The organism is Neisseria sp. HMSC064E01, from assembly GCF_001808875.1.
Classification (GTDB): Bacteria; Pseudomonadota; Gammaproteobacteria; order Burkholderiales; family Neisseriaceae; genus Neisseria; species Neisseria sicca_A.
Genome location: NZ_KV794894.1, coordinates 1 through 23,884, shown reverse-complemented (window position 1 = coordinate 23,884; position 23,884 = coordinate 1). Strand labels below are relative to the sequence as shown.

The window sequence follows — 23,884 nt, the reverse complement described above, 5'->3', positions numbered from 1 at the left end:
TCAGGCGGCGTTGTCCGCCCTACCCTGACGTTGCGCCTATCCCCGTGCCGCTCAAGACGGCAAACCGGTTTCCGCCTTATTTCGCCATTTCCGCGAACACTTGATGCGCGGTGGCGATGGTTTCGTCAATCAGCTCGGGCGTGTGCGCGGCGGAGACGAAGCCTGCTTCGTAGGCGGACGGACCGAAGGCGGTGTTGCGATCGAGCATGCCGTGGAAGAAGCGTTTGAAAGCGTCGATATTGGAGCGCGCCATGTCGCCGTAGTTTTGCGGGGTGTGTGCGGCGAAATACAGACCGAACATACCGCCCACGCTGTCGGCGGTGAACTCGATGCCGTGCGCTTTGGCGGCGGCGGCAAGCCCGTCGGCGAGGCGGCGGGTCAAGGCGGTCAGGTTTTCGTAGAAGCCTTCGCGCTGGATGATTTCGAGCGTTTTCAAGCCGGCGGCGACGGCAATCGGGTTGCCCGACAATGTGCCTGCCTGATACACGCCGCCCAGCGGGGAAATGCATTCCATGATGTCTTTGCGTCCGCCGAACGCGGCAAGCGGCATACCGCCGCCGATGACTTTGCCCATCGTGGTCAGGTCGGGCGTGATGCCGTGCAGCGATTGCGCGCCGCCGAGCGCGACGCGAAAGCCGGTCATCACTTCGTCGTAAATCAACACCGCGCCGTGTTTTTCGGTCAATTCGCGCAGGGCTTTGACGAAGCCTTCGGTCGGGCGGACAAGGTTCATATTGCCGACGAAGGGTTCGAGGATGATGCAGGCGATTTCGTCGCCGTTACGGGCGAACGCTTCTTCGAGTTGGGCAATGTTGTTGTATTCGAGGACTAAGGTGTGTTTGGTGAAATCGGCGGGAACTCCTGCGGAAGACGGGTTGCCGAAGGTGAGCAGGCCGCTGCCGGCTTTGACCAGCAGGCTGTCGGAATGGCCGTGGTAGCAGCCTTCGAATTTGATGATTTTGTCGCGTCCGGTAAAGCCGCGCGCGAGGCGGATGGCGGTCATGGTCGCTTCGGTGCCGGAGCTGACGAGGCGCAGCCGTTCGACCGACGGCATGATTTTGGCGATTTCTTCGGCGATGACGATTTCGCCTTCGGTGGGCGCGCCGAACGACAAACCGCCCAACGCGGCTTCGCGCACGGCTTCGATGACTTCGGGGTGTGCGTGTCCGACAATCGCAGGCCCCCACGAACCGACGTAATCGGTATAGCGCGTGCCGTTTTCGTCCCAAACATACGCGCCTTCGGCTTTTTTGATGAAGCGCGGTACGCCGCCGACGCTGCCGAATGCGCGGACGGGGGAATTCACGCCGCCGGGGATGATGGCTTTGGCGCGGTCAAACAGGATTTCGTTACGGTTCATAGCGGATTCTCTCTGAGGTCGTCTGAAAAATAAGCGGTATTTTATCATCAGATTGCCCGCGCCAGCCGTTTCAGACGACCCCCAAAGCCCAAACCGCCACGGAGCAACGCCGTATCTGAAAATGAAAATTGTTCTGTAAAAACAATCACTCTGTTCATATTTGAAGCGTTTGTGCTATAATCCGCACCCATTTATACCATAAAGAAAACATCATGTTACGCGGATTCATTTTAATGCTTACCCTTTTGGTTTCCACCGTCTCCTACGCCGCCCAGCGCAAGCTGCCGAGCGATATGGACGCGGCGGTTTTGAAACAGGTCGAACTGCCTTATCTGAAGGTGAGCCGTGGCGGCTTCTCATGGACGCGCCTTTTGACGCTGGGCATTGTCGACGGCAATTCCGCCAAGCTGCAAATCACCCGTTTCACCAAAATTCACGACGAAAACGACCGCTTCATCCCGATGGGGCGGCTGGCGGGCAAAACCGGCAAAACCATCGCGTTCAAACACAACGACACCAACGCCCTCGTGCGCGAAGTGTGGGTTTTGACCGACGACGAAGCCTCCCGTTTTACCGCGCAAAAAGAAGTCCGCGACGAGGTTAAAAAAGACGCGCAATAAGCCGTCGTTTGCCCGTTTCAGACGACCCAAACACACACACCGCGTGGTTGGCTGTTGCAGCCGCAGCAGCGCAACCGCGCATTTTTGCGCCCTGACGAATCTGCGTTTCAGACGACCTGCCCACGTTCCAAAGGTCGTCTGAAATGAAGATTTTTATAACAATCAGCCCCGCAATTACGGGCTACCTGAGAAAGACACAAACCATGAAAAAAGTATTTATCCGCACCTTCGGCTGCCAAATGAACGAATACGACAGCGAAAAAATGCTCGCCGTACTCGCCGAAGAAAACGGCGGCATCGAACAAGTGACCGAAGCCGACAAAGCCGACATCATCCTCTTCAACACCTGCTCCGTGCGCGAAAAAGCGCAGGAAAAAGTGTTCTCCGACTTAGGCCGCGTGCGCCCGCTCAAAGAAAAAAATCCCGACCTCATCATCGGCGTTGCCGGCTGCGTCGCCTCCCAAGAAGGCGAAAACATCATCAAACGCGCGCCTTATGTAGACGTCGTCTTCGGCCCGCAAACGCTGCACCGCCTGCCCAAAATGATTGTGGATAAAGAAACCAGCGGCCTGTCGCAAGTCGATATTTCCTTCCCCGAAATCGAAAAATTCGACCACCTGCCGCCCGCCCGCGTCGAAGGCGGCGCAGCATTCGTGTCCATCATGGAAGGCTGCTCCAAATACTGCTCGTTCTGCGTCGTCCCCTACACGCGCGGCGAAGAGTTCTCCCGCCCGCTGAACGACGTCTTGACCGAAATCGCCAACCTTGCCCAGCAAGGCGTTAAAGAAATCAACCTCTTGGGACAAAACGTCAATGCCTATCGCGGCGAAATGGAAGACGGCGAAATCTGCGACTTCGCCACCCTGCTGCGCATCGTCCACGAAATCCCCGGCATCGAGCGTATGCGCTTCACCACCAGCCACCCGCGCGAGTTTACCGATTCGATTATCGAGTGCTACCGCGACCTGCCCAAGCTGGTGTCGCACCTGCACCTGCCGATTCAAAGCGGTTCCGACCGTGTATTGAGCGCGATGAAGCGCGGCTACACCGCCTTAGAATACAAATCCATCATCCGCAAACTGCGCGCCATCCGCCCCGACTTGTGCCTGAGCAGCGACTTCATCGTCGGCTTCCCCGGCGAAACCGAGCGCGAGTTCGAGCAAACCCTGAAGCTGGTGAAAGACATCGCCTTCGATTTGAGCTTCGTCTTCATTTACAGCCCGCGCCCCGGCACACCCGCCGCCAACCTGCCGGACGACACCCCGCACGCCGAAAAAGTGCGCCGCCTCGAAGCCCTGAACGAAGTCATCGAAGCCGAAACCGCCCGCATTAACCAAACCATGATCGGCACCGTACAACGCTGTCTGGTCGAAGGCATCTCCAAAAAAGACCCCGACCAGCTCCAAGCCCGTACCGCCAACAACCGAGTAGTCAACTTCACCGGCACGCCCGATATGATCAACCAAATGATCGATTTGGAAATCACCGAAGCCTACACCTTCTCCCTGCGCGGCAAACCGGTCGAAGCATAAAGCCGTTTAGCCATGGCAAAGGTCGTCTGAAAACCTGAATCTTGGTTTTCAGACGACCTTTTTGTATCGTGTCAGCCCCAACAGTCGGCTCAACGAATCCCGCCTACCTTTTAGCAATTTCACGATGCCGCGTATTGACAGCCCCATAGGGGTCGTCTGAAAATCAGTTTTCGCGCTTTCAGACGACCTTTTTACGTTTAATAACCCGTCCGAAGCCGCCCCATATCCCCAGCGAGAAAAACCATGTCCCTGCAAAACCTCTCCAACATCCGCACCCTCGTTGTCAAAGTCGGCTCCAGCCTCGTTACCGCGGGCGGCAAAGGCATAGACCAAGCCGCACTCGACCGCTGGGCGGCGCAAATCGCCGAACTGGGCAAACAAGGCGTGCAAACCGTCCTCGTTTCCAGCGGCGCCATCGCCGAAGGCATCAAGCGTCTGGGTTGGAGCAAACGCCCCACCGCCATCAACGAGCTGCAAGCCGCCGCCGCCGTCGGACAAACCGGCATCGCCCAAGCCTACGAAAACGCGTTCGCACCGCACGGCATCCGCACCGCCCAAATCCTGCTGACCCACGACGACCTGAGCAACCGCACTCGCTACCTCAACGCCCGCAGCACCCTGCAAACCCTGTTGTCCAAAGGCATCGTCCCCGTCATCAATGAAAACGACACTGTGACCACCGACGAAATCAAGCTCGGCGACAACGACACCCTCGGCGCACTCGTCACCAACCTCATCGAAGCCGACGCCCTCGTCCTTTTGACCGACCAAAAAGGCCTGTACGACAGCGACCCGCGCAAAAATTCGCAAGCCAAACTGATTCAGACCATCGCAGCCGACCATCCCGACCTCGAAAGCATGGCGGGCGGCGCGGGCAGCAGCGTCGGCACCGGCGGCATGTACACCAAAGTCACCGCCGCCAAACGCGCCGCACTCAGCGGAGCCGCCACCGTCGTCGCATGGGGCGGCGAACCCGACGTCCTCGTCCGCCTCAAACAAGGCGAAAGCATAGGCACGCTCTTCACCAGCGCGCACAGCCGCGTCGCCGCCCGCAAACAATGGCTGCTCGGACACGTCCAAACCGCAGGCAGCCTGACCGTCGACAGCGGCGCGGTAAAAGCCTTGACCGAACAACACGCCAGCCTGCTGCCCGTCGGCTGCATCCGCGCGGACGGCCATTTCCACCGCGGCGAACTCGTCGCCATCCTCGATACCGACGGCAAAGAAATCGCCCGCGGCCTGACCAATTACAGCAGCGGCGAAACCGCCAAAATCCTGCAAACCCCGTCCGAGTTCATCGCCGAAAAATTAGGCTACGCCCACGAAGACGAACTCATTCACCGCGACAATATGGCGTCGCATTGGTAAAATAAGGTCGTCTGAAACCATGTTTTCAAGTTTCAGACGACCTCCCCTCCCATCCAACCAAAGGAAACCCGTATGAAAAAATTCTTCTTCCTCACCACCGCCCTCCTGCTCCTCAACGCCTGCGCCGCCCAATCCGGACAAGGCAACTCTGCACAAGTCTATGGCGAAATCAAAGGCGGCGTAGAAAGCAGCCACGTTCACTAAAACCAGTGAAACGGCAGGCATTTGGTTCATTCAAATAATGCCGCGCCCAAAATCATCTGTTCTTATAGTGGATTAAATTTAATCCACTATAAAATCTGCATAATCAACATCGTGCCGACAAAATCAAAAGGTCGTCTGAAACTTGGTTTCCCAGTTTTCAGACGACCTTTTCGATTAGATGGAAGACAGAATCTTGCGCCACCGCCATTCCCACGCCAAACGTGGAAAGGACAAGGTAAATGTGTTGCGAAAACAACGTCGTCTGAAACGGCAAACCTACAAAATTCTCAGACGATCTTGGTAAGGTTTGTCGGATCAAAAGACCTTCGTTAAAGCGGTCAGGTTTTCAGACGACCTTCAGGCAGATTTTGTCTTCAGCGGATAATCCCGCGCGTGGATTCGGCGAAGAAGTCTTTAAACACTGCCAGCTCTGCCTGCGTTTCGGCGCGGCGGAGGATATCGGCTTTGGCTTCTTCAAACGGGATGCCGCGGTGGTAGATGGTTTTATAAACATCTTTGACGGCGGAGATTTGCTCGGCGGTGAAGCCGTTGCGGCGCATGCCTTCGCTGTTGATGCCTGCGGGTTCGGCGCGGTAGCCTGCCGCCATGAAGTACGGCGGTACGTCTTTGTGTACGCCTGCGGCGAAGGCGGTCATGGCGTAGTCGCCGATTTGGCAGAACTGGAACACCAGCGTGTAGCCGCCCAAGACGACGTAGTCGCCGATGGTAACGTGTCCGGCAAGCGAGGCGTTGTTGGCGAAGATGGTGTGGTTGCCGATGACGCAGTCGTGTGCGAGGTGGCAGTACGCCATAATCCAGTTGTCGTCGCCGATGCGGGTTTCGCCGATGCCGGTTACCGTGCCGAGGTTGAAGGTGGTAAATTCGCGGATGGTGTTGCCGTTGCCGATAATCAGCTTGGTCGGCTCGTCGCGGTATTTTTTATCCTGCGGGATTTCGCCGAGGCTGGCAAATTGGAAAATGCGGTTGTTTTCGCCGATGGTGGTGTGGCCGTTGATGACGGTATGCGGGCCGATTTCGGTGTTCGCGCCGATTTGGACGTTGGGACCGATGACGGTGTACGCACCGACTTTGACGCTGGAGTCGAGTTCGGCTTTGGGGTCAATGACGGCGGTCGGGTGGATGAGGGTCATGTTTTTCCTTTCCTGTCGTGTTGCCGCGAAGATGCGCGACGGCAACAGGTCGTCTGAAAACTTTCAGACGACCTTTTTCTGAACACTCAAACCACGCGTTTGGCACACATGATGATGGCTTCGACGGCGACTTGTCCGTCCACTTTGGCGACGGCGCTGAATTTGCCGATGCCGCGCTTGTTGGTCAGCAGCTCGACTTCGAAAACGAGTTGGTCGCCGGGGATGACTTGGCGTTTGAAGCGGGCTTCGTCTATGCCGGCGAAGAAGAAGAATTCGTTTTCTTTGCGGCCGCCTTCGCTGAGGATGGCGAGTGTGCCGCAGGCTTGCGCCATGGCTTCGATGATGAGAACGCCGGGCATGACGGGCAGGTCGGGGAAATGGCCTTGGAACTGCGGCTCATTCATGGTGACGTTTTTAATCGCGGTCAGGGTTTTCATGGACTCGAAGGCGGTGATGCGGTCGAGTTGCAAAAACGGGTAGCGGTGGGGAATGAGTTTTTGGATGTCTTTGGCTTCGATGGGGAGTTGTACGTCCATGTTCGTCGTATTCCTTGGTATTTCGGGGTTGGCTGGGCAGTTTCATCGCGGGCGGGCTTTAAAACGGCAGGTTTTGCCGCCTTGTTGGGATTTAAAGCGCATCCGCTATGCAAACCGATTGTGGGATTATTCGTCTTTTTCGCTGTCGCTCAGACGGTTTTCCAATGTTTTGAGGCGTTTGTTCATTTCGCTCAAGCGGTGGATGTAAACGGCGTTGCGCGCCCATTCTTTATGGGTGGACATCGGGAAGATGCCGGCGAGGTGTTTGCCACTTTCGGTAATGCTGTGGGTCACGGACGTGCCGCCGCCGATGGTGGTTTTGTCGGCGATTTCGATGTGTCCGACCGTACCGACGCCGCCGCCGATGATGCAGTAGCTGCCGATGGTAACGCTGCCGGAAATGCCGGTTTTGGCGGCAATGACGGTGTGCGAACCGATTTTGCAGTTGTGTCCGATTTGGACTTGGTTGTCGATTTTGGTGCCGTTGCCGACGGTGGTGTCGCTCATTGCGCCGCGGTCGATGTTGGTGTTCGAGCCGATTTCTACGTCGTCGCCCAGCGTTACCGCGCCGGTTTGCGGGATTTTAAACCATGAATCGCCGGCGAAGGCGAGTCCGAAACCGTCCGCGCCGATGACTGCGCCGCTGTGGATTTCGACGCGGTTGCCCAATGTGCAGCCGTAATAAACGACGGCGTTGGGATGTAGGACGACTTCGTCGCCCAGTTTGCAATCGTGTTGGACAACGGCGTTTGCCAAGATGCGGCAGCCTTCGCCGAGCACGGTGTTTGCGCCGATGTAGGCGTTTGCGCCGATTTCGCAGCTCGCGGGAACGGTGGCGCCCTCTTCGACGACGGCAGTCGGATGGATACCGCCGCACGCTTTGACGATGGGCGAAAACAGGCGGGCGACTTTGGCGAAATAGAGATAGGGGTCGTCGGCGACAATCAGGTTGCGCCCTTCAAATTCGTCCACTGCTTTGGCAGAAACGATGACCGCACCCGCGCTGCTGTCGTGGACTTCGGCTTTGTATTTCGGATTGGCGAGGAAGCTGATGTGTTCCGCCTGCGCGGCTGCGAGCGGGCGCACAGCGGCAACGGAAATGTCCTTGCCGCGCCATTCGCCGCCAAGCTGCGCTGTGATTTGGGACAGGGTGTAGGTTTTTGAAGTCATGATGTTTCGTAAGCTTTGAGATGAGGTCGTCTGAAAAGGGACGGCGGGAGCAGTCGGACAGAACGGTTTGCCTAAAACATATGCCGGCAGGAATGATAAGACGTATATAGTGGATTAACTTTAAACCAGTACGGCGCTGCCTCGCCTTTCCGTACTATCTGGATTTTGGGGAATTTTGCAAAGGTCTCTATCTGTACTATCTGCGGCTTCGTCGCCTTGTCCTGATTTAAATTTAATCCACTATAATTATATCGTTTATTGGATTTTCAGACGACCCTTCGCTTGAAAGAGGTCGTCTGAAAACAGGTTTGCTCTATATCGTTCAGCCTTCCGATTAACGTGTATTCAGGGCTTTAATCACGCTGTCGGTAATGTCGTAACGCGCATTGACGTAAATCACGTCCTGCAAAATCACATCGTAGCCTTCGCGTTTGGCAAGATCGACGATGATGCGGTTGGCGTTTTGCTGGAGGGCGGCAAATTCTTCGTTTCGGCGCAGGTTGTAGTCTTCTGCCAGCTCCGCCTGTTTCTTGCGGAACTGCTGAACCAACTCGCCCCAGCGTTTTGCCGCAGCTTCGCGCTCTTTGCCCTGCAATTTGCCTTCGGTCAGGGATTTTTCGAGTTTCTCACCTTCTTGCTGCAATTTCTGCAAAGCGTCCTGACGGCTGCGGAATTCTTTTTCCAAGGTCGTCTGAATGCGTTGCGCCTGCTTGGACTCAAGATAAACGCGCTCGGTATTGATAAAGCCGATTTTCTGTACGGTTTCCGCCGCCACAGCTTGGTTCATCAACCCGAAGCCCAATAAAGCCGCGCCGCCGAGGCGGAAGGCGTTGGCAATGATGTTCATCTGGATTTCCTTGATTTTGTATCCCGCCCATCAGCGGGATGACGGTTTGTTTTTTAAAAAGAGGCAGAACCCCCTGCCCCTTTTCCTTCAGGTCGTCTGAAAACGTTTGACCGCATAGGGATTTCGGTTTTCAGACGACCTTTTTCTGCCTACATCAGAATGTCGTACCCAATTGGAACTGGAAGCGTTGGATTTCGTCGCTGTCTTTTTTCTTCAGCGGGTAGGCGTAGCTGAACTTCATCGGACCCAGCGGCGAGAGCCAGGTTACTGCCGCACCGGCGGAGTAGCGCAACTCTTCCTTGAAGGTCGATTTGTGGGTCTTGCCTAAGCCGTATGGGTTTTGAGCGGCATTGTTGGTGTAGTAGGTATTGCTGCTGCTGTCGTTATACGTTTTACCATCCCATACGCTGCCCGCGTCTGCGAACAGGCTCAAACGGACGGAGCGGGAATCTTTGATGCCCGGCATCGGGAACAGCAACTCTGCGGAAACGTTGGCTTTTTTGTTGCCGCCGTAGCTGATTTTCTCGCCGTATTCGTCATAAACTTTCGGACCCAGCGTACCGCTCTCGTAACCGCGCACGGAGCCTAAGCCGCCGCCGTAGAAGTTTTCAAAGAACGGCATGGTTTTGGTTTTGCCGTAGCCGTTGCCGACGCCGACTTCGCCGCCGAGCATCAGGGTAAAGTCTTTGGTCAGCGGGAAGAACCAAGTTTGGTTGTGGGTCAGCGTGTAGTATTGCAGGTCGCTGCCCGGCAGGGCGATTTCGCCGTTGATGCCGGTCATGTAACCGCGGGTCGGCCACAATGCGCTGTCGGTTTTATTGCGTCCCCAACCGATCGTACCTTTGTACAGCCAGCCTTTGAAGCTGCCCACGCCGTCCGTGCCTTTACCATATTGGTTGATAAAGTCGGCATAACGTTTAGGCGCGCCTTTGTAGGTATTCACGGTCAGGTGTTCCGCCGCCAGACCCAAATTGACGCGGTCGTATTCGGTAACGGGGATGCCCATGCGCACACCGCCGCCTGCGGTGGTGGTTTTATATTGTTTCGCGCTGGAAGAGGCTTTACGCGGGTCGTAAGACTTGCCGTAAATATCGTAACCGAGGCTCACGCCGTCGGGTGTGAAATACGGATCGGTAAACGACAGCGAGCCGTTGAGCGTGGTTTTGCTTCGTGAAGCGCGCAGGGAAACGGATTTACCCGTACCGAACAGGTTGTCTTGGGAAACGCCCACAGACATGACCAAGCCGGTATCCTGAACCCAGCCCGCGCTCATATCCAGCGAACCGGTAGAACGCTCGTTCACGCTCATGTTCAAATCGACTTGGTCGGGCGTATTGGCAACCGGCACGGCATCGAATTGTACATTGTCGAAGTAGCCCAACAACTCGACGCGCTCTTTGGAACGTTGCAGCTTGGACGTGTCGTAAGGCGCAGATTCCATCTGACGCAATTCGCGGCGCACAACTTCGTCACGAGTTTTATTGTTGCCGGTGATGTTGATTTCGTTCACATAGATTTTGCGGCCGGGTTCGACATTTAGGACGAAATCGACAGTTTGGGTCTCGGCATTGGGAACAGGCTGAACATTGACTTCGCTGAACGCGTAGCCTGCCGTACCCATGCGGTTTTGGATGGATTCGAGCGATTTGACCATTTGGGCACGTTCGTACCATTTGCCCTTTTTCATGGTCAGCAGTTTTTGCAGCTCTTCTTTCGGCACTTCGCGGGTGTCGCCTTCTATGCGCACGTCGCCCCAACGGAAGCGTTCGCCCTCGTCAACCGTGATTTTGATGGTTTGCTTGGTTTTGTCTTCGTTGGTCTGGATGTCGGTATCCAGAATGCGGAAATTGAAGTAGCCGTTGTTTTGGTAGAACTCGCTGACGCGCTCCATGTCTTGCGAGAATTTCTGCTCGTTAAACTGGTTGCTCTTGGTCAGCCAAGTCCACATGCCGCCTTCGCTCAAAGACATTTGTTTCATGAGCTTGCGGTCGGAATAGACTTTGTTGCCTTCAAATTCGATGTCGGTAATCTTGGTGGTTTTACCCTCATCGATGGCGATGTCGATGGAAACGCGGTTACGCGCGAGTTTGGTGACGGTCGGCGTGATTTGGACCGACTGTTTGCCGCGGCTTTTGTATTCTTCCTTCAGGCTGGCGACAGACTGGCTCAGCGTGGCCGGATTGAAGTATTGGGATTGCGCCAAACCGAAGGATTCAAGGTTTTTCTTGATTACATCGTTTTGCAGCATTTTCGCGCCGGTGATGTTCAGCGTGCTGATGGTCGGGCGTTCGATAACGGTCAGCAAGACCTGATTGCCCATGGTCTCTACGCGGACATCGTCAAAAAAACCGGTCGCATACAGACTTTTGATGATTTCTTCGCTGCGTGCGTCGCTGAATTGGTCGCCGACTTTGACGGGCAGGTAGTTGAAGACCGTACTCGGTTCGGTGCGCTGCAAACCTTCGACGCGGATGTCTTGAATGGTGAAGTCGGCAAATGCCAAAGGCGACATGCCCAATACCATCAAAGCAGAAGCAATCTGTTTCAATTTCATAAAATTATCCAAACAAACGGTTGATGTCATTAAAGAAAGCCAGTGCCATCATTAACAGCATGGCAGCCAGTCCGAGGCGTAGGCCGATTGCCTGTATGCGCTCGCTCAAGGGCTTTCCGCGTATCCATTCGGCAGTGTAGAACACCAAATGCCCGCCGTCCAATACGGGGATGGGCAACAAGTTCAACACGCCTAAACTAATGCTGACCAATGCGAGGAATTCCAAATAGCTTTGAAACCCCAGCTGTGCCGTTTTTCCGGCGACGTCGGCAATGGTCAGCGGGCCTGAAATATGATTCAGCGAGGCATTGCCTGTAATCAGTTTTCCGAAGAATTTTACCGTCATCCAAGCGTTGTTGACGGTTTTGTCCCAGCCCATCGCAAATGCTTCTGCGACAGACGGCTTATATTCGCGCTTGATTTCTTTTGCCCACGCTTCGTCGCCCTGAGGACCGAAGCCTACCCTGCCGACCAGCGTTCTGTCGGGTTGTTGGATGCTGTCGGGACGGATGGTCGTCTGAAAAGTTTTACCGTCGCGCTCGTAGCTCAATGCGATTTTCTTACCCGGGCTTTGGCGTACGATTTCTTCCCATTGCTGCCAAGACTCAATGTCTTGTCCGTCGGCGCTGATCAGCTTGTCGCCTTTTTTCAAACCGGCTTTTTCGGCAGGGCTGTTTTCTTTCATTTCGCCGACACGGGTGGTGATTTTAAAAGGCGACAACCCGATATAGCCTTGGTTTTTCGCAATTTTACCTGCTTCGGGCGTACCTGCGGCATCGATAATCCGCATGGTTTCTTGTCCCGAGGTCGTCTGAACGGCAACATTTACCTTGCCTGACTCGATGTTCAACACGATTTCTTGCTGGGCTTTTTCCCACTCGCCGACGTTAACGCCATTAACCGAAATAATTTTGTCTCCGGGCTGAAAACCTGCTTTTGAGGCAATGGTATTTTGCTCGACCATGCCGACATAAGGGCGGATTTCGGTAACGCCGAAGGAAAAACTCAAGCCGTAAAGCAGAACCGCCAGCGCGAGATTGGTCAGCGGACCTGCGGCGACGATGGCGATGCGTTTGGCGGGATGCTGTTTGTCGAAGGCGTAAGGCAGGTCTGTCTGAGCCACTTCGCCCTCGCGCGTATCGACCATTTTGACATAGCCGCCCAAGGGGATGGGCGCCAAACACCATTCGGTATCGCCGCGTTTTCTGCTGAAAAACGGTTTGCCGAAGCCGACGGAAAAGCGTACGACTTTGACGCCGCACAATCTGGCAACGATGTAATGTCCGAACTCGTGCAGGCTGACCAAAATCAGGATGGCGAAAATAAAAGCTAGAAGGGTTTGCAAAAGAATCTCTCTGGTTGGGTATGGGTTGACGTTGTCGATGTTTCAGACGACGTATCAAGGCAGGGGTCATCTGAAAAGCATTCGCAATGTGTAGAAAATATTATTGGCGTTATTTTGCCGATTATAAAGTCAGTCTGCCGTTTTGTCCGCCATACATGACGGATGGGCGGGTTTTCAGACGACCTGTCATTTTTTTATCGCGACGCCGCAGCTTATCTCAATGCGGCGATAAATTCCTGCGCCTGTCTGCGGGTAACGGCATCTTGCGCCAGCAGGTTTTCGATGTTGCCGAGGTCGTCTGAAAAGTCTTGTGCAAGACAGTGAGCAACGGTTTTGGCAATGTCGGTAAACTTAATCTGTCCGTCTAAAAAGGCGGCGACCACGGCTTCGTTGGCGGCGTTCAATACGCAGGGCGCGGCTCCGCCCGCGTTCATGGCTTCATAGGCGAGCTTCAGGCAGGGGAAGCGGTCAAAATCGGGCTTTTGGAAAGTCAGTGCGGACAAAGTGTCGAAATCCAGGTCGCCGACTCCCGAATCGATGCGCTCGGGCAAACCCAAACAATAAGCGATGGGCGTACGCATATCGGGATTGCCCAGTTGCGCCAACACGGAGCCGTCGCGGTAGCGCACCATGCTGTGTATCACGGACTGCGGGTGTATGACGACTTCGAGCTTGTCAGGCGGGCAGTTGAACAGCCAATGCGCTTCAATCAGCTCCAAACCTTTGTTCATCATAGTGGCGGAATCGACAGAAATTTTGCGCCCCATGCTCCAATTAGGGTGTTTGACCGCTTGCGCGGGCGTAATACTGTCGAACATGCCTAAATCGGCCGTCAAAAACGGGCCGCCGGAAGCGGTCAGGATAATCGAACGGATGCCGTGTTCGTTCAGACGACCTGTGTAATCGCGCGGCAAAACTTGGAAAATGGCGTTGTGTTCGCTGTCGACGGGCAACACTGCCGCGCCGTTTGCGCGCGCGGTTTCCATAAATAATGCGCCGGAAACCACCAGCGTCTCTTTGTTCGCCAGATAAATGGTTTTGCCTTTTTGCGCTGCCGCAAGCGCGGAAGGCAGCCCCGCCGCACCAACGATGGCGCACATAACACCGCTGACTTCGTCGGCAGAGGCAACGTCAACCAATGCCTGCGCGCCGTGTAAAACCTGAGTCGCCGTGCCGTCGCCTTTCAACAGGGCTTCAAGCCGGGCGACGTGTTCCGCATCGGCAACGACAGCATATTCGGGACGGAACGTCCGGCATTGCGCTGCCAGTTTCTCAACCTGCTTATGCCCCGCCAACGCGAATACGCGGAATTTGTCGGGGTGGCGGGAGACAACGTCCAACGTGCTTTCGCCTATGCTGCCGGTACTGCCTAATATGGTCAGGACTTGTTGTGTCATGGTGTGTTCTTTATGTACTGCTTCCGGATTTCAGACGACCTTTGGGCTTGAGGTCGAAAAGGTCGTCTGAAAACGCTTATTCGATATTGTGTTTGATGTGTTCCAACGATTTTTATAGTGGATTAACTTTAAACCAGTACGGCGCTGCCTCGCCTTTCCGTACTATCTGGATTTTGGGGAATTTTGCAAAGGTCTCTATCTGTACTATCTGCGGCTTCGTCGCCTTGTCCTGATTTAAATTTAATCCACTATAACCGCTTCAGAACAAGCTTTCAAAGGCGGCATAGACGCTGATGACGGCAATCAGGCTGTCCACGCGGTCAAACACGCCGCCGTGTCCGGGCAGCAGATTGCTGCTGTCCTTGATGCCCGCCGCGCGTTTGAGCCAGCTTTCCAACAGGTCGCCGCATACGCTGACAACAGTCAACACCAAACCGATTAACACGGTATTGAACCAGCCTGCGTTAAACGTCAGCCAACCTGACCACCACACCACAGTCATGTACACTGCCACGCAAATTGCGCCACCGATTGCGCCTTCCCAGCTTTTACCGGGGCTGACGGTCGGTGCGATTTTGTGTTTGCCGAACGCTTTGCCGCTGAAATACGCGAAAACATCGGCAACCCACACCAAACCCATCACGGCAAGCAGCGACAAGGCATAATCGGGATGCGGACGCAGGGACATGAGTGCGAACCAAAACGGCATGACCAAAAGCCAGCCGACGGTATAAGCCTGCCAGCCGCCGTTCAATTTCCATTTGAATTTCAGCCACAAAGGCATGACGACCAGCCAAAACGCCAAAACGGCGTACCAGACGATATCCGGCAGCATCCAACCGCCTGCGTAGGCAATCACGCCGAACACCAGCGTCGCGGCGAGATAATGATTGGTTTTCAGTTTTTCCAGTCCGCTCATGCGAGAGTATTCCCACAGCGTAACCAGAGAAATCAATCCGCAAAATGCCGCCCACAGCCATTGCGGCGCGTAAAACAGCATACCGAGCATCAACGGCAGCATCCACAGCGCCGTGATAATCCGTTGTTTCAACATTTTTAACCCCTTTGCTGCTCTACCGGCAGCTGTTCCGAAGTGCGTCCGAAGCGTCGTTCGCGTTTTTGGAACGAGGCGACAGCATCGTCCAAGGCTTTGCTGTCAAAATCGGGCCACAGGGTATCGGTAAAATAAAGTTCGGCATACGCCATCTGCCAAAGCAGGAAATTGCTGATGCGCGTTTCGCCACCGGTGCGGATAAACAAATCCGGCTCGGGCGCATCGCCCAGCATCAAGTGTTTCGCCAGCGCGTCTTCCGTAATCTCAGATACGCCTTCGGCAATCAGTTTGTTTGCCGCCTGCAAAATATCCCAGCGGCCGCCGTAATCCGCAGCGATGCTCAGGGTCAGGCCTGTATTGTTTGCCGTCAAGGTCTCCGCCTCTTCGATACCTTGCAGAATCTGCCGGTTGAAGCGTTCGCGGCTGCCCAACACCTTCAGGCGCATATTGTTTTCGTGCAGACGGCGCACCTGCTTTTGCAAAGCCTGCAAAAACAGCCCCATCAAGAACGACACTTCGTCTTCGGGGCGGCGCCAGTTTTCAGTCGAAAAGGCAAACACGGTCAGATATTGCACACCCAGTTTGGCGCAATGCTTCACCATATTTTCCAACGCGTCCAAGCCGCGTTTATGCCCCATCACGCGGGGAAGGAAACGCTTTTTCGCCCAACGGCCGTTGCCGTCCATAATCACGGCGATATGCTTCGGAACCGAAGTATGTTCCAAAATGGTCTGCGTGCTGCTCTTCATATCTGCCTTTCGCAGCGCGGCGGTTCAAAGGTCGTCTGAAACGCCGCGGACAAGGGTTTAAATCGCCATCAAATCTTCTTCTTTGGCAGCCAGCGTTTTATCGGCTTCGGCGATGTATTTGTCGGTCAGTTTTTGAACCGCCTCTTCGCCGCGACGTGCTTCGTCTTCGGAAATTTCTTTGTCTTTCAAGAGTTTTTTGATGTGGTCGTTGGCATCACGGCGCACGTTGCGGATAGACACGCGTCCTTCTTCCGCCTCGCTGCGTACGACTTTAATCAAATCTTTACGGCGCTCTTCGGTCAACATAGGCATAGGCACGCGGATCAAATCACCGACGGCTGCAGGGTTCAGACCCAAGTTTGAATCGCGGATGGCTTTCTCGACTTTCGCCGCCATATTGCTTTCAAAAGGTTTCACGCCGATGGTGCGCGCGTCCAGAAGCGTCACGTTGGCCACTTGGCTGACCGGAACCATGCTGCCCCAGTATTCGACTTCCACTTGGTCCAACAGACCGGTATGCGCACGGCCGGTACGCACTTTCGCCAAATTCTCTTTCAGCACTTCTACCGAGCGCTGCATTTTGCTTTCCGCTGTTTTTTGAATATCATTAATCATTTTCTGCTTTCAAATAAGATACTGAATTTAAAACCTCGCCCGGACGCATGACCATCCGAACGGCAATCAAGCTGTTAACTGCGCATAGTACCGTCATTCGGCGATTCCGACAAGGCAGGGGCGGTTTTGGACCTTGTTTCTTAACTGATATTTAAATGTTGTTGTACATGAGTTTGGGGCGGGAAAGCATGGGCTGCCTCAAGATAGCCGAATTTATGTGCGCATAGATAAAAAGGTCGTCTGAAAACCTTATCAGCCGGTTTTCAGACGACCTTTACCTACTCTGACACTAACCTCTCATAATGAAAGATGGAGGCAAAACAGGAAAATACGTGCCTGTTAAGATGCAATCACGAACCAAAGACCTCGAAGAAGCAGGTATATCAATAATGCGATGGTGATGTTGTTGTATCGCCATTTCATTTGGTTGATGGAAAAAACCAGCAGTATGAGGAGAAAGAATTGTCCTATGTATACCCATACCATGTCTGCTGACACCAATACGGAACAAATCAATCCCAAAGGCAAAAGAATCATCCAAGCAGGCAACGAAGCAATCGCCCACTTCGGTTTTCTATTACGTGCACGGACAAATTCTCCAACATTAGTAAAGGTCGTCTGCTTCTGCGTAATCAAAGACAAAATACTTATACCGCCATAAGCTACGGCGCAAATATACAGCGCTTGTTGATAGTTGCTTACGAAACTGATCGAAGCTAAAGGCGTAAGAAGTCCAAGGACGATAAAAGTCAATCGGGAAGAGCGCAGGTGCAGGCGTTCTGCCATAGCCGCGCGGGCGGCAACGCTGCATAAGACAACAGAAACAATGGAAGCAATAATTGGGGATACTATATTGGATACACCTTCACTCAAGTATGAAAGATCTTCCGCGGCGGACAACATACCGGTGACGAACATGACCATGACAACAAACAGCAATAGGAGTTGCAACAGAGATCCTTCCCATTGATTGTTGCCGCGTTTGAACTGCAAAGCATTGACCAATATCAGACAGGCAAGCACCCATGAATTAAGCGGCATGGTCACCCACATGATGAAAAACTCATTGCTTTTATGATCGGGATGAAGCATGGTCAACCCCATCAGTATCCAGCCGATAAGGAAAATAACCCAACCGGTCAAAGGTGCGACAACAATCCTCGCCCAAGCCATCTGCCACGGAGACAAAGAAGACATACGCAACTGGTCAAACGCATTGCTGGATACATCTTGGCGCAAACTGCGCTCAATCTGCAGATAAAGGGCGATATTTGAAATGAATGCGCCGAATGTACCGACTCCGGCAATATATTCCACCAAGTCCTCAGAATTTGCTTTAGCAAAGATAAACAGGCTGTAGAGTATGATGATGCCTGCAATCATGCCCCAGCTCATGTTGAGCCACATCAGCCTTTGGAATTCGGCGTTAACCCGGATTTTAGGGATATTCAATTTATTGTCCATCGGCTTGCTCCTGTTTGTGGAGATTGAGGCTGTTTTGATAACTGTTTAGCAGCGACGCTTTAATGACAGAAGCTTCACTCAAAGGCAGATTTTGCTCAAACAGCTTGCGCAACAAGGCTGCACGCGCTTCTTCTCCCGCATCCAATACGACGGTAACGGCATGATTGTTCCATTCTACCCTCTTAACCCCTTCCGTATTGCGGACTCGCTCGAATATGGCTTCGTCCAAACCGACAAAGTGCAGCGAAACAGTCTGATCTTCGTTAACATCATCATTAACAGATTGAAATGCCTGAACACGCCCGCCTTTGATCACCAGCATATGCGAACAATATTCATCCAGTTCGGAAAGAATATGGCTCGATACCAAAATGCTCATGCCTTCATCTTTGAGCTTCAGCAGCAACAAAGACAACTCATGTCGTGCTTCAGGGTCAAGACCGCTGGCAGGTTCATCCAAAAGCAGGAACTTAGGACGATGGATGATGACTTGCCCGATACCGACACGCTGCTTCTGACCGCGAGAGAGATCGCTGACTTTGGCATACAGTTTATGTTCCAAATTCAGCAGGCGAACGGTTTCCAGCAGCAAATCGGGAAGTCGCGCATCCGGAATACCGCGGGATTTGGCAGCATAAGTTAAGCACTGGATCACGCTCAAACCATCCGGCAATCCAAAAAAATCAGGCAGGTAGCCGAGTTTGGAAAAGCTGTCGCGCGGATTATCAAGAATAGGCAGACCGTCGAGCAAGACATCGCCGGATGTCGGGATTTCCAATCCTGCCATACAACGCATCAAAGTGGACTTACCGGCACCATTAGGTCCGATTAATCCGGTAATGCTGCCCTGCGGAAGCTCAACCGAGACATCGTACAATGCCTGCGTATTGCCGTAGTAAAAATCTAGATGTTGGACATTAATCATAATATTTATAAGATATGAAGTGGTTGGATGCAAAAATCGGGGGCGGCAACGCTAACAACTTAACCTTCATCACGCGGATGAAATGCCAAAATAGCTTTTCAGACGACCTCAATCATTCCTTGGCATTTAAGGATAAACATTCAGTCTCAGCCGCTCCGATCTTGAGCCTTCGTATTATCAACAAAAAACTGTTTGACATACAAAAAACTGCTTCTGCGGTCGCGTTATAGTGGATTAACTTTAAATCAGGACAAGGCGACGAAGCCGCAGATAGTACATCAGGACAAGGCGACGAAGCCGCAGACAGTACAAATAGTACGGCAAGGCGAGGCAACGCCGTACTGGTTTAAATTTAATCCACTATAATAGAAGGACGGATAACTTTACCCCATATCAGCGAACTTAAAAAAGCGGCAAGGACATCTTCCCAGCCGCTTTTTGTCATCGGTTCGTTACTATTCCCGTTTATAAACGGCATTTGAAACATCATCAAACATCTCAAGAGATACGTTTTCAGACGACCTCTCGGCATATGGGCAATCTTTTACTCAAAACAAAAATCAATCAAAAACCAACTCGGCTTCAAGCGAATTCGCTATATCAGCCATACACGCAAAAGCGGTATCAACCGACCAGCAAATCCGCCCAAGTTTCCGGCTGTGCCCATACGATGCGGGGCACATCTAAATGGCGGTTGTGTGGTGCATCATAAAGACGATGCTGCCACAGGGGCGGCAATGTGCCTTCAATGTTTGGTTTGTCATCGATGAGGATATCACCGCGCACCCAGGTTTTGTCTTTGGCAATGATGACGCGCCGTGTCCATTCCTCACCCAAATGCTGCTCTACCCAAGCAATTTTTTCGCCTGCACAGTAGCGGTATTGGTTCACTGGCGCAGTACAGATGCGTACGTCGTGCCCGGCAGCCAAAAGTGCGCGGGCGGCTTCGACTGCGCCAGGAACAGGTGGCAGGCTCTCAAAAAAACCAACCGATCCGTAAAGCTCTGCCGCGCGTGCTTGCAGGTGTTCGGGCAGGCGGTCGCGAATATAGAAGAGATGTTCTTTGCCCTCTATCGGCGCATCTTCGCCAAAGCGGTTGCGCCAATGCCGGCGGAACCCGCTTTCAAAATCGGCAAGTACATTGTCTTGATCAAGCAAGATGAGCATAGTATGACCTCAAGATATTGTCGAATAACGGCAGAACGTATGAAATAGCTATACCTAGAAATCAGGCATTATAAATCAGTCGTCCGTAATTTTCCTATGGATGACTGCGGGGCGAATGCAGGCTTTTCGTCCTAATCTACATCTGCCTGTCCTCTGCAGGATCGGACAGAAAGGCGGAGATTTTTCTGTATTCATCGGCAGAACAGGTAATTTTGAACAATATCTTTCCATTTGAACGGTAACTTGCGACAAGCTGCTGCCCGGTATGTTTCAATATGATCTTATGATGAGGTATCAGGGCTTTGCCTGCGTATCGGCCGCAAGTGATGATGTAATCTAATCTGGCCGGCGTTATGTTAATGCTGCCACATGACCGATTATGATTTGTAGCAATCCTGATTTGTAGCAATCCACCATACTCCACCGTGTGCCGGATTTCGGCAATTTTAGGTTCCGACATGGAAAACAGTGCAAAAATAAAGGTTGTCAGTATATTCATACGGTCTCTTTAATTTGATAGAAGACAGTTAACTTTACCCTATACCAGCGCATTTAAAAAAGCGGCAAGGACATCTTCCCGGCCGCTTTTTTGTTATCGGTTCGTTACCATCCCAGTTTAGAAACGGCGTTTGAAACATCATCAAACATCTCAAGAGATACGTTTTCAGACGACCCCACAATTACTTGGGGCGGCAACAAACGAATAATAGACAAATCCTGTTACCATATTTTCGACAGTTTTTCTTTAACTTTAGTCTCCATTTCAGCACTCAAATGGCGCCCCAGCATTTTGCCGAAATCTTCTTCAGGCGTGTAGTTCACCAACTCAGGGGCTTTAACGACATCTCTAGCAACACTATATACGCTGCCGAAATCATCAATCAATCCCACTTCTTTAGCCTCCGAACCCGTATAGATACGTCCGCTGAAAACATCAGAATACTGCTGATCTTTCAAACGTTTGCCACGTCCGAGTTTAACCGATTTAATAAATTCCTTATGGATATCCGTCAGCATTTTTTCCCAAATCTGAGTTTGTGCAGGCGTTTCAGGAGAAAACGGATCGCCCATGCCTTTATTGCTGCCCGCGATTTTCAGACGACGTTTGATACCGATTTTATCCATCAATCCCGTCGCATCAAAACCTCCGCCAATCACACCGATACTGCCGACCACGCTGGAAGGATCTGCATAAATCTTGTCAGCTGCCGCCGCAATGTAATAACAGCCCGATGCACACATATCTTCCGCCACCACATACACAGGAATGTCTTTATGCTCCGACTTCATACGACGGATTTCGTTGAACGCAATATTTGAAACCACAGGCGAGCCACCCGGACTATTGGCGCGGATGATAATCGCTTTAGCATTGGGGTTATTGTAAACCGCCTCCATACCGGTACGCAGCATCTCAACCTGATCATCAAGTTCATTGCCGATTTCACCTTTCAAATCGATAACTGCCGTATGCTCCCCACTACTTTGCACTGCATCGGTATCGTCTCCAAACAGTGACGCAATAAACATGAGAAATAAAATCACACCGATAACACGCCAAATATTGCGCCAAATACGGGCATTACGTTGCTCTTTATAAGAAGCCAGCAAGACTTCGCGCAATACTTCACGCTCCCAAAACGAGCCGGAATGAGATGAGGGATTATTCCCCTCGCGAGAATAAGGTTCCTGCATGATCGGTACTTTCATTGTTCAAATTTTGACACTCGGAACCACAAATCAGGTAGTTCCAACATTTAGAGGATGTCTCCTATCCAATAACCCCGCATTCTACCGTCCTAAAAGATAAAATTTCAATCATCAGCAAATATTTGAACAAAGTTTTCATTTTATAACGAAATTTTTGGTTTCCACATTAGGGAGAAATCCAAAGAAAACTGCGTCGGGAAATGATATGGGATATTATGCGTAATGATAAAAGCTTGAAGATGATTTATGATGACTATTTTAAGTACGCAGTTTATACCTATCATAATGCTGTTTTGTTCGGCAAAAAATACCGATACCGTCGATATAAACATAAAAAGCGCAGACAAATCGAACATCAAATGCCATCCTTCCGAGTATCGATTCAATATACTGCCTCCGTCATCGCCTATTCCGGAAAATGCTTTTCAAAACATCCGTAAGAGTGTAATAAGCGTAGATTGGGTTGGAAATCCAACATCTATCAAGGTCGTCTGAAATTTTCAGATGACCTCTCTACCAATAGTAGTCGTCCTGTTCAATTGTTCATATGGTTTTGATACACCATCATCACAAACCTGCCGACCACATTCTCTAGGTAAAGAATTGATTGTTCGATAACGGAGAAAAGGCTAAAAGCACAAAGAAACTATGAAAATGCCAAAAAAAAACATCAGAAAAATGCAGAAACCAGCCCCAGATGATTTAAATAACTTACTTGTCTATTTTAAGGACTAAAATGACCAATCAAGTTAAATATGATCGCATTAAAGACCGCCAGGGATTGTTTAAAGAAGATTTTTTTAAAACCAGTTATTCTGAAAATCTACAACTACTACAAGAGTGGATAGAAGAAAGTAAGAGTGACTCAACTATTCCTTCAGATGCACTGCCTCAACAACTTTATCTAACAATGCTTACCGAATACACCGCAGGATTTCCGATAGAAGAAATCAAGAAGCGTATGAATCAAATAGTTTATTACTGTAAGCAATGCCTGGATATACACAGGCAATACGGGCAAAAGGAAGACATCATGTTTATTTGGGGGCCGGAGGAGTGGGCGGGAGAAGAGCACCCCAACATTATCGGACTTTGCCTCTTGTTCGAACGGATTGACTGGCTGGAAACCATTAAAGACAGCTTCGATCCCTATAACGACGACGAAATGTATTACGATCCCTCGTTCAGGGCTTTAATGAATATGGCGATATCCACGAAATTTGACCCCAGCGCCAAATTTGCCAAAGGCGGACACAACTTCCGCAAACCCCTACTGCAAGCAATCATGGCAGAAAGCAAGGAAGAAACCCTGAAACACCTCAACACCTACCTCGCCGGCTGGTACGAAGGCAACCGAAAAATCGGCAATCTCCTGATTGACACACATTTGAACCAAGATCCCGAATATGGCGGCTATATCGGCTACTGGAGTTTTGAATCCGCCGCAGTCGCCTATTTGAAAGACTTGGACGACACCTCCTTGCGGCAGTACCTGTACTACCCTAAAGACATGGTCGATTGGGCGAGGGCGCAGAAGCTTAGCTTAAGCACGAGCGGGAGCAATACGGCAAGGGTGGATTGATATGAAGAAAATCGTTTTATTATTATTTATTTATTTATAGTAGTTTTGCTATGGCTGAACAAAATATTTTTCCTGTTCGCGAAGTGCAAAATTTGTTGGGTTATGGGCAGCTAGAGTTTTTAAAGCCAAATAAAAAGAATATTTTTATGCGCTATACAATGAAAAATAAAGGAATAGAAACATATTCCTTACAAGATGGCTGTTATCAAAAAGATAAAGTAGATAATTGTGTATCTGAAATTGTTTATCTGGAATCTTCTCCTGATGGCAAGTATTCGATACTTATGCATATAGAAGGAGGCATGGTAGGGGATTTGGAAGAAAACTCCTCGCATTATCATGAAACCAATAATATTTTGATTTTAAATAATAAAAGTGAGTGTTTGGTTATGGCGCCTTCTAAATACTACCATTGTGCACACTAAGGCGGTATTGCAGCCCGCTACCTTTTCAGACGACCTTTCCACATAGTCCTCTCCATGCATCCCGTTCTGACGGCTGAATGAGATCTTTGCAAAAAAGCCCTTCCCTCGA

The 23,884-nt window shown here is 51.7% G+C and carries 22 protein-coding genes; 6 read left to right on the top strand and 16 right to left on the bottom strand.

Annotation, left to right across the window (positions count from 1 at the left end; translation table 11 throughout):
- Nucleotides 1-76 precede the first annotated feature (76 nt).
- On the bottom strand, nucleotides 77-1,360 hold the full coding sequence (hemL, locus tag HMPREF2572_RS02840; RefSeq protein WP_070496185.1) for a glutamate-1-semialdehyde 2,1-aminomutase: 1,284 nt from the start codon (nucleotides 1,358-1,360) through the stop codon (nucleotides 77-79).
- Nucleotides 1,361-1,572: 212 nt separating this feature from the next.
- Between hemL and HMPREF2572_RS02835 the strand changes: the two genes are divergently transcribed.
- The 4 genes from HMPREF2572_RS02835 to HMPREF2572_RS15180 all read left to right on the top strand — a co-directional run bounded on the left by HMPREF2572_RS02835 (nucleotide 1,573) and on the right by HMPREF2572_RS15180 (nucleotide 5,084).
- The gene (locus tag HMPREF2572_RS02835) at nucleotides 1,573-1,980 is read left to right on the top strand and encodes a hypothetical protein (RefSeq protein ID WP_070496184.1); all 408 of its coding nucleotides are present in this window, start codon (nucleotides 1,573-1,575) and stop codon (nucleotides 1,978-1,980) included.
- A gap of 203 nt (nucleotides 1,981-2,183) precedes the next feature.
- Nucleotides 2,184-3,512, top strand: a complete 1,329-nt coding sequence (miaB, locus tag HMPREF2572_RS02830) for a tRNA (N6-isopentenyl adenosine(37)-C2)-methylthiotransferase MiaB (protein ID WP_070496183.1) — start codon at nucleotides 2,184-2,186, stop codon at nucleotides 3,510-3,512.
- A 243-nt stretch (nucleotides 3,513-3,755) separates the two neighbouring features.
- Nucleotides 3,756-4,880 carry a glutamate 5-kinase gene (proB, locus tag HMPREF2572_RS02825; RefSeq protein WP_070496182.1) on the top strand — a complete coding sequence of 375 codons (1,125 nt, stop codon included), beginning with the start codon at nucleotides 3,756-3,758 and terminating at the stop codon, nucleotides 4,878-4,880.
- A 72-nt stretch (nucleotides 4,881-4,952) separates the two neighbouring features.
- Entirely contained in the window at nucleotides 4,953-5,084 is a 132-nt protein-coding gene (locus HMPREF2572_RS15180) for a hypothetical protein (RefSeq protein ID WP_283118424.1), read from the top strand.
- Nucleotides 5,085-5,458: 374 nt separating this feature from the next.
- On the opposite strand, the gene lpxA is transcribed toward HMPREF2572_RS15180, so the two are convergent.
- The 15 genes from lpxA to HMPREF2572_RS02740 form a co-directional block, all read right to left on the bottom strand.
- Nucleotides 5,459-6,235, bottom strand: a complete 777-nt coding sequence (gene lpxA / locus HMPREF2572_RS02820; protein ID WP_070496181.1) for an acyl-ACP--UDP-N-acetylglucosamine O-acyltransferase — start codon at nucleotides 6,233-6,235, stop codon at nucleotides 5,459-5,461.
- Between the two features lie 86 nt (nucleotides 6,236-6,321).
- Nucleotides 6,322-6,771, bottom strand: coding sequence for a 3-hydroxyacyl-ACP dehydratase FabZ (gene fabZ / locus HMPREF2572_RS02815; protein ID WP_003741990.1), 450 nt, complete (start codon nucleotides 6,769-6,771; stop codon nucleotides 6,322-6,324).
- Between the two features lie 126 nt (nucleotides 6,772-6,897).
- Nucleotides 6,898-7,941, bottom strand: a complete 1,044-nt coding sequence (gene lpxD, locus HMPREF2572_RS02810) for a UDP-3-O-(3-hydroxymyristoyl)glucosamine N-acyltransferase (RefSeq protein WP_070496180.1) — start codon at nucleotides 7,939-7,941, stop codon at nucleotides 6,898-6,900.
- A 334-nt stretch (nucleotides 7,942-8,275) separates the two neighbouring features.
- Complete coding sequence (locus tag HMPREF2572_RS02805) at nucleotides 8,276-8,728, bottom strand: OmpH/Skp family outer membrane protein (protein WP_246827749.1); 453 nt, start codon at nucleotides 8,726-8,728, stop codon at nucleotides 8,276-8,278.
- A 214-nt stretch (nucleotides 8,729-8,942) separates the two neighbouring features.
- Entirely contained in the window at nucleotides 8,943-11,342 is a 2,400-nt protein-coding gene (gene bamA / locus HMPREF2572_RS02800) for an outer membrane protein assembly factor BamA (protein WP_070496178.1), read from the bottom strand.
- A 4-nt stretch (nucleotides 11,343-11,346) separates the two neighbouring features.
- On the bottom strand, nucleotides 11,347-12,687 hold the full coding sequence (gene rseP, locus HMPREF2572_RS02795; protein ID WP_070496177.1) for an RIP metalloprotease RseP: 1,341 nt from the start codon (nucleotides 12,685-12,687) through the stop codon (nucleotides 11,347-11,349).
- Nucleotides 12,688-12,899: 212 nt separating this feature from the next.
- Nucleotides 12,900-14,084 (bottom strand): 1-deoxy-D-xylulose-5-phosphate reductoisomerase, encoded by a 1,185-nt coding sequence (gene ispC / locus HMPREF2572_RS02790; protein WP_070496176.1) that lies wholly within the window; start codon nucleotides 14,082-14,084, stop codon nucleotides 12,900-12,902.
- A gap of 259 nt (nucleotides 14,085-14,343) precedes the next feature.
- Nucleotides 14,344-15,138: a phosphatidate cytidylyltransferase gene (locus tag HMPREF2572_RS02785; RefSeq protein WP_070496175.1), complete on the bottom strand. Its 795-nt coding sequence runs from the start codon at nucleotides 15,136-15,138 to the stop codon at nucleotides 14,344-14,346.
- A gap of 2 nt (nucleotides 15,139-15,140) precedes the next feature.
- On the bottom strand, nucleotides 15,141-15,887 hold the full coding sequence (locus HMPREF2572_RS02780) for an isoprenyl transferase (RefSeq protein WP_070496174.1): 747 nt from the start codon (nucleotides 15,885-15,887) through the stop codon (nucleotides 15,141-15,143).
- A gap of 57 nt (nucleotides 15,888-15,944) precedes the next feature.
- On the bottom strand, nucleotides 15,945-16,502 hold the full coding sequence (frr, locus tag HMPREF2572_RS02775) for a ribosome recycling factor (RefSeq protein WP_003758927.1): 558 nt from the start codon (nucleotides 16,500-16,502) through the stop codon (nucleotides 15,945-15,947).
- Between the two features lie 339 nt (nucleotides 16,503-16,841).
- Nucleotides 16,842-17,966, bottom strand: a complete 1,125-nt coding sequence (locus HMPREF2572_RS02770) for a beta-carotene 15,15'-monooxygenase (RefSeq protein ID WP_070496173.1) — start codon at nucleotides 17,964-17,966, stop codon at nucleotides 16,842-16,844.
- A complete protein-coding gene (locus HMPREF2572_RS02765) occupies nucleotides 17,956-18,891 on the bottom strand; it encodes an ABC transporter ATP-binding protein (RefSeq protein WP_070496172.1) in 936 nt (311 codons plus the stop codon). The genes HMPREF2572_RS02770 and HMPREF2572_RS02765 overlap by 11 nt, the downstream gene beginning before the upstream one ends.
- Nucleotides 18,892-19,515: 624 nt before the next feature.
- Entirely contained in the window at nucleotides 19,516-20,058 is a 543-nt protein-coding gene (locus HMPREF2572_RS02750; RefSeq protein ID WP_070496169.1) for a 5' nucleotidase, NT5C type, read from the bottom strand.
- 136 nt (nucleotides 20,059-20,194) lie between these two features.
- On the bottom strand, nucleotides 20,195-20,557 hold the full coding sequence (locus HMPREF2572_RS02745; protein ID WP_070496168.1) for a hypothetical protein: 363 nt from the start codon (nucleotides 20,555-20,557) through the stop codon (nucleotides 20,195-20,197).
- Nucleotides 20,558-20,778: 221 nt separating this feature from the next.
- Nucleotides 20,779-21,753 carry a S49 family peptidase gene (locus tag HMPREF2572_RS02740; protein ID WP_070496167.1) on the bottom strand — a complete coding sequence of 325 codons (975 nt, stop codon included), beginning with the start codon at nucleotides 21,751-21,753 and terminating at the stop codon, nucleotides 20,779-20,781.
- A gap of 1,048 nt (nucleotides 21,754-22,801) precedes the next feature.
- Here HMPREF2572_RS02740 and HMPREF2572_RS15005 point away from each other — a divergent pair.
- The gene (locus HMPREF2572_RS15005; protein ID WP_246827748.1) at nucleotides 22,802-23,350 is read left to right on the top strand and encodes a PoNe immunity protein domain-containing protein; all 549 of its coding nucleotides are present in this window, start codon (nucleotides 22,802-22,804) and stop codon (nucleotides 23,348-23,350) included.
- A 50-nt stretch (nucleotides 23,351-23,400) separates the two neighbouring features.
- Nucleotides 23,401-23,775 (top strand): hypothetical protein, encoded by a 375-nt coding sequence (locus tag HMPREF2572_RS02725; RefSeq protein WP_246827747.1) that lies wholly within the window; start codon nucleotides 23,401-23,403, stop codon nucleotides 23,773-23,775.
- Nucleotides 23,776-23,884: the final 109 nt, after the last annotated feature.

Excerpts from the sequence above, each read along its gene's own strand:
- hemL (WP_070496185.1), bottom strand. The coding sequence starts at position 1,360 with ATGAACCGTAACGAAATCCTGTTTGACCGCGCCAAAGCCATCATCCCC.
- HMPREF2572_RS02835 (WP_070496184.1), top strand. The coding sequence starts at position 1,573 with ATGTTACGCGGATTCATTTTAATGCTTACCCTTTTGGTTTCCACCGTC.
- miaB (WP_070496183.1), top strand. The coding sequence starts at position 2,184 with ATGAAAAAAGTATTTATCCGCACCTTCGGCTGCCAAATGAACGAATAC.
- proB (WP_070496182.1), top strand. The coding sequence starts at position 3,756 with ATGTCCCTGCAAAACCTCTCCAACATCCGCACCCTCGTTGTCAAAGTC.
- HMPREF2572_RS15180 (WP_283118424.1), top strand. The coding sequence starts at position 4,953 with ATGAAAAAATTCTTCTTCCTCACCACCGCCCTCCTGCTCCTCAACGCC.
- lpxA (WP_070496181.1), bottom strand. The coding sequence starts at position 6,235 with ATGACCCTCATCCACCCGACCGCCGTCATTGACCCCAAAGCCGAACTC.
- fabZ (WP_003741990.1), bottom strand. The coding sequence starts at position 6,771 with ATGGACGTACAACTCCCCATCGAAGCCAAAGACATCCAAAAACTCATT.
- lpxD (WP_070496180.1), bottom strand. The coding sequence starts at position 7,941 with ATGACTTCAAAAACCTACACCCTGTCCCAAATCACAGCGCAGCTTGGC.
- HMPREF2572_RS02805 (WP_246827749.1), bottom strand. The coding sequence starts at position 8,728 with ATGAACCAAGCTGTGGCGGCGGAAACCGTACAGAAAATCGGCTTTATC.
- bamA (WP_070496178.1), bottom strand. The coding sequence starts at position 11,342 with ATGAAATTGAAACAGATTGCTTCTGCTTTGATGGTATTGGGCATGTCG.
- ispC (WP_070496176.1), bottom strand. The coding sequence starts at position 14,084 with ATGACACAACAAGTCCTGACCATATTAGGCAGTACCGGCAGCATAGGC.
- HMPREF2572_RS02785 (WP_070496175.1), bottom strand. The coding sequence starts at position 15,138 with ATGTTGAAACAACGGATTATCACGGCGCTGTGGATGCTGCCGTTGATG.
- HMPREF2572_RS02780 (WP_070496174.1), bottom strand. The coding sequence starts at position 15,887 with ATGAAGAGCAGCACGCAGACCATTTTGGAACATACTTCGGTTCCGAAG.
- frr (WP_003758927.1), bottom strand. The coding sequence starts at position 16,502 with ATGATTAATGATATTCAAAAAACAGCGGAAAGCAAAATGCAGCGCTCG.
- HMPREF2572_RS02770 (WP_070496173.1), bottom strand. The coding sequence starts at position 17,966 with ATGGACAATAAATTGAATATCCCTAAAATCCGGGTTAACGCCGAATTC.
- HMPREF2572_RS02765 (WP_070496172.1), bottom strand. The coding sequence starts at position 18,891 with ATGATTAATGTCCAACATCTAGATTTTTACTACGGCAATACGCAGGCA.
- HMPREF2572_RS02750 (WP_070496169.1), bottom strand. The coding sequence starts at position 20,058 with ATGCTCATCTTGCTTGATCAAGACAATGTACTTGCCGATTTTGAAAGC.
- HMPREF2572_RS02745 (WP_070496168.1), bottom strand. The coding sequence starts at position 20,557 with ATGAATATACTGACAACCTTTATTTTTGCACTGTTTTCCATGTCGGAA.
- HMPREF2572_RS02740 (WP_070496167.1), bottom strand. The coding sequence starts at position 21,753 with ATGCAGGAACCTTATTCTCGCGAGGGGAATAATCCCTCATCTCATTCC.
- HMPREF2572_RS15005 (WP_246827748.1), top strand. The coding sequence starts at position 22,802 with ATGTTTATTTGGGGGCCGGAGGAGTGGGCGGGAGAAGAGCACCCCAAC.
- HMPREF2572_RS02725 (WP_246827747.1), top strand. The coding sequence starts at position 23,401 with ATGGCTGAACAAAATATTTTTCCTGTTCGCGAAGTGCAAAATTTGTTG.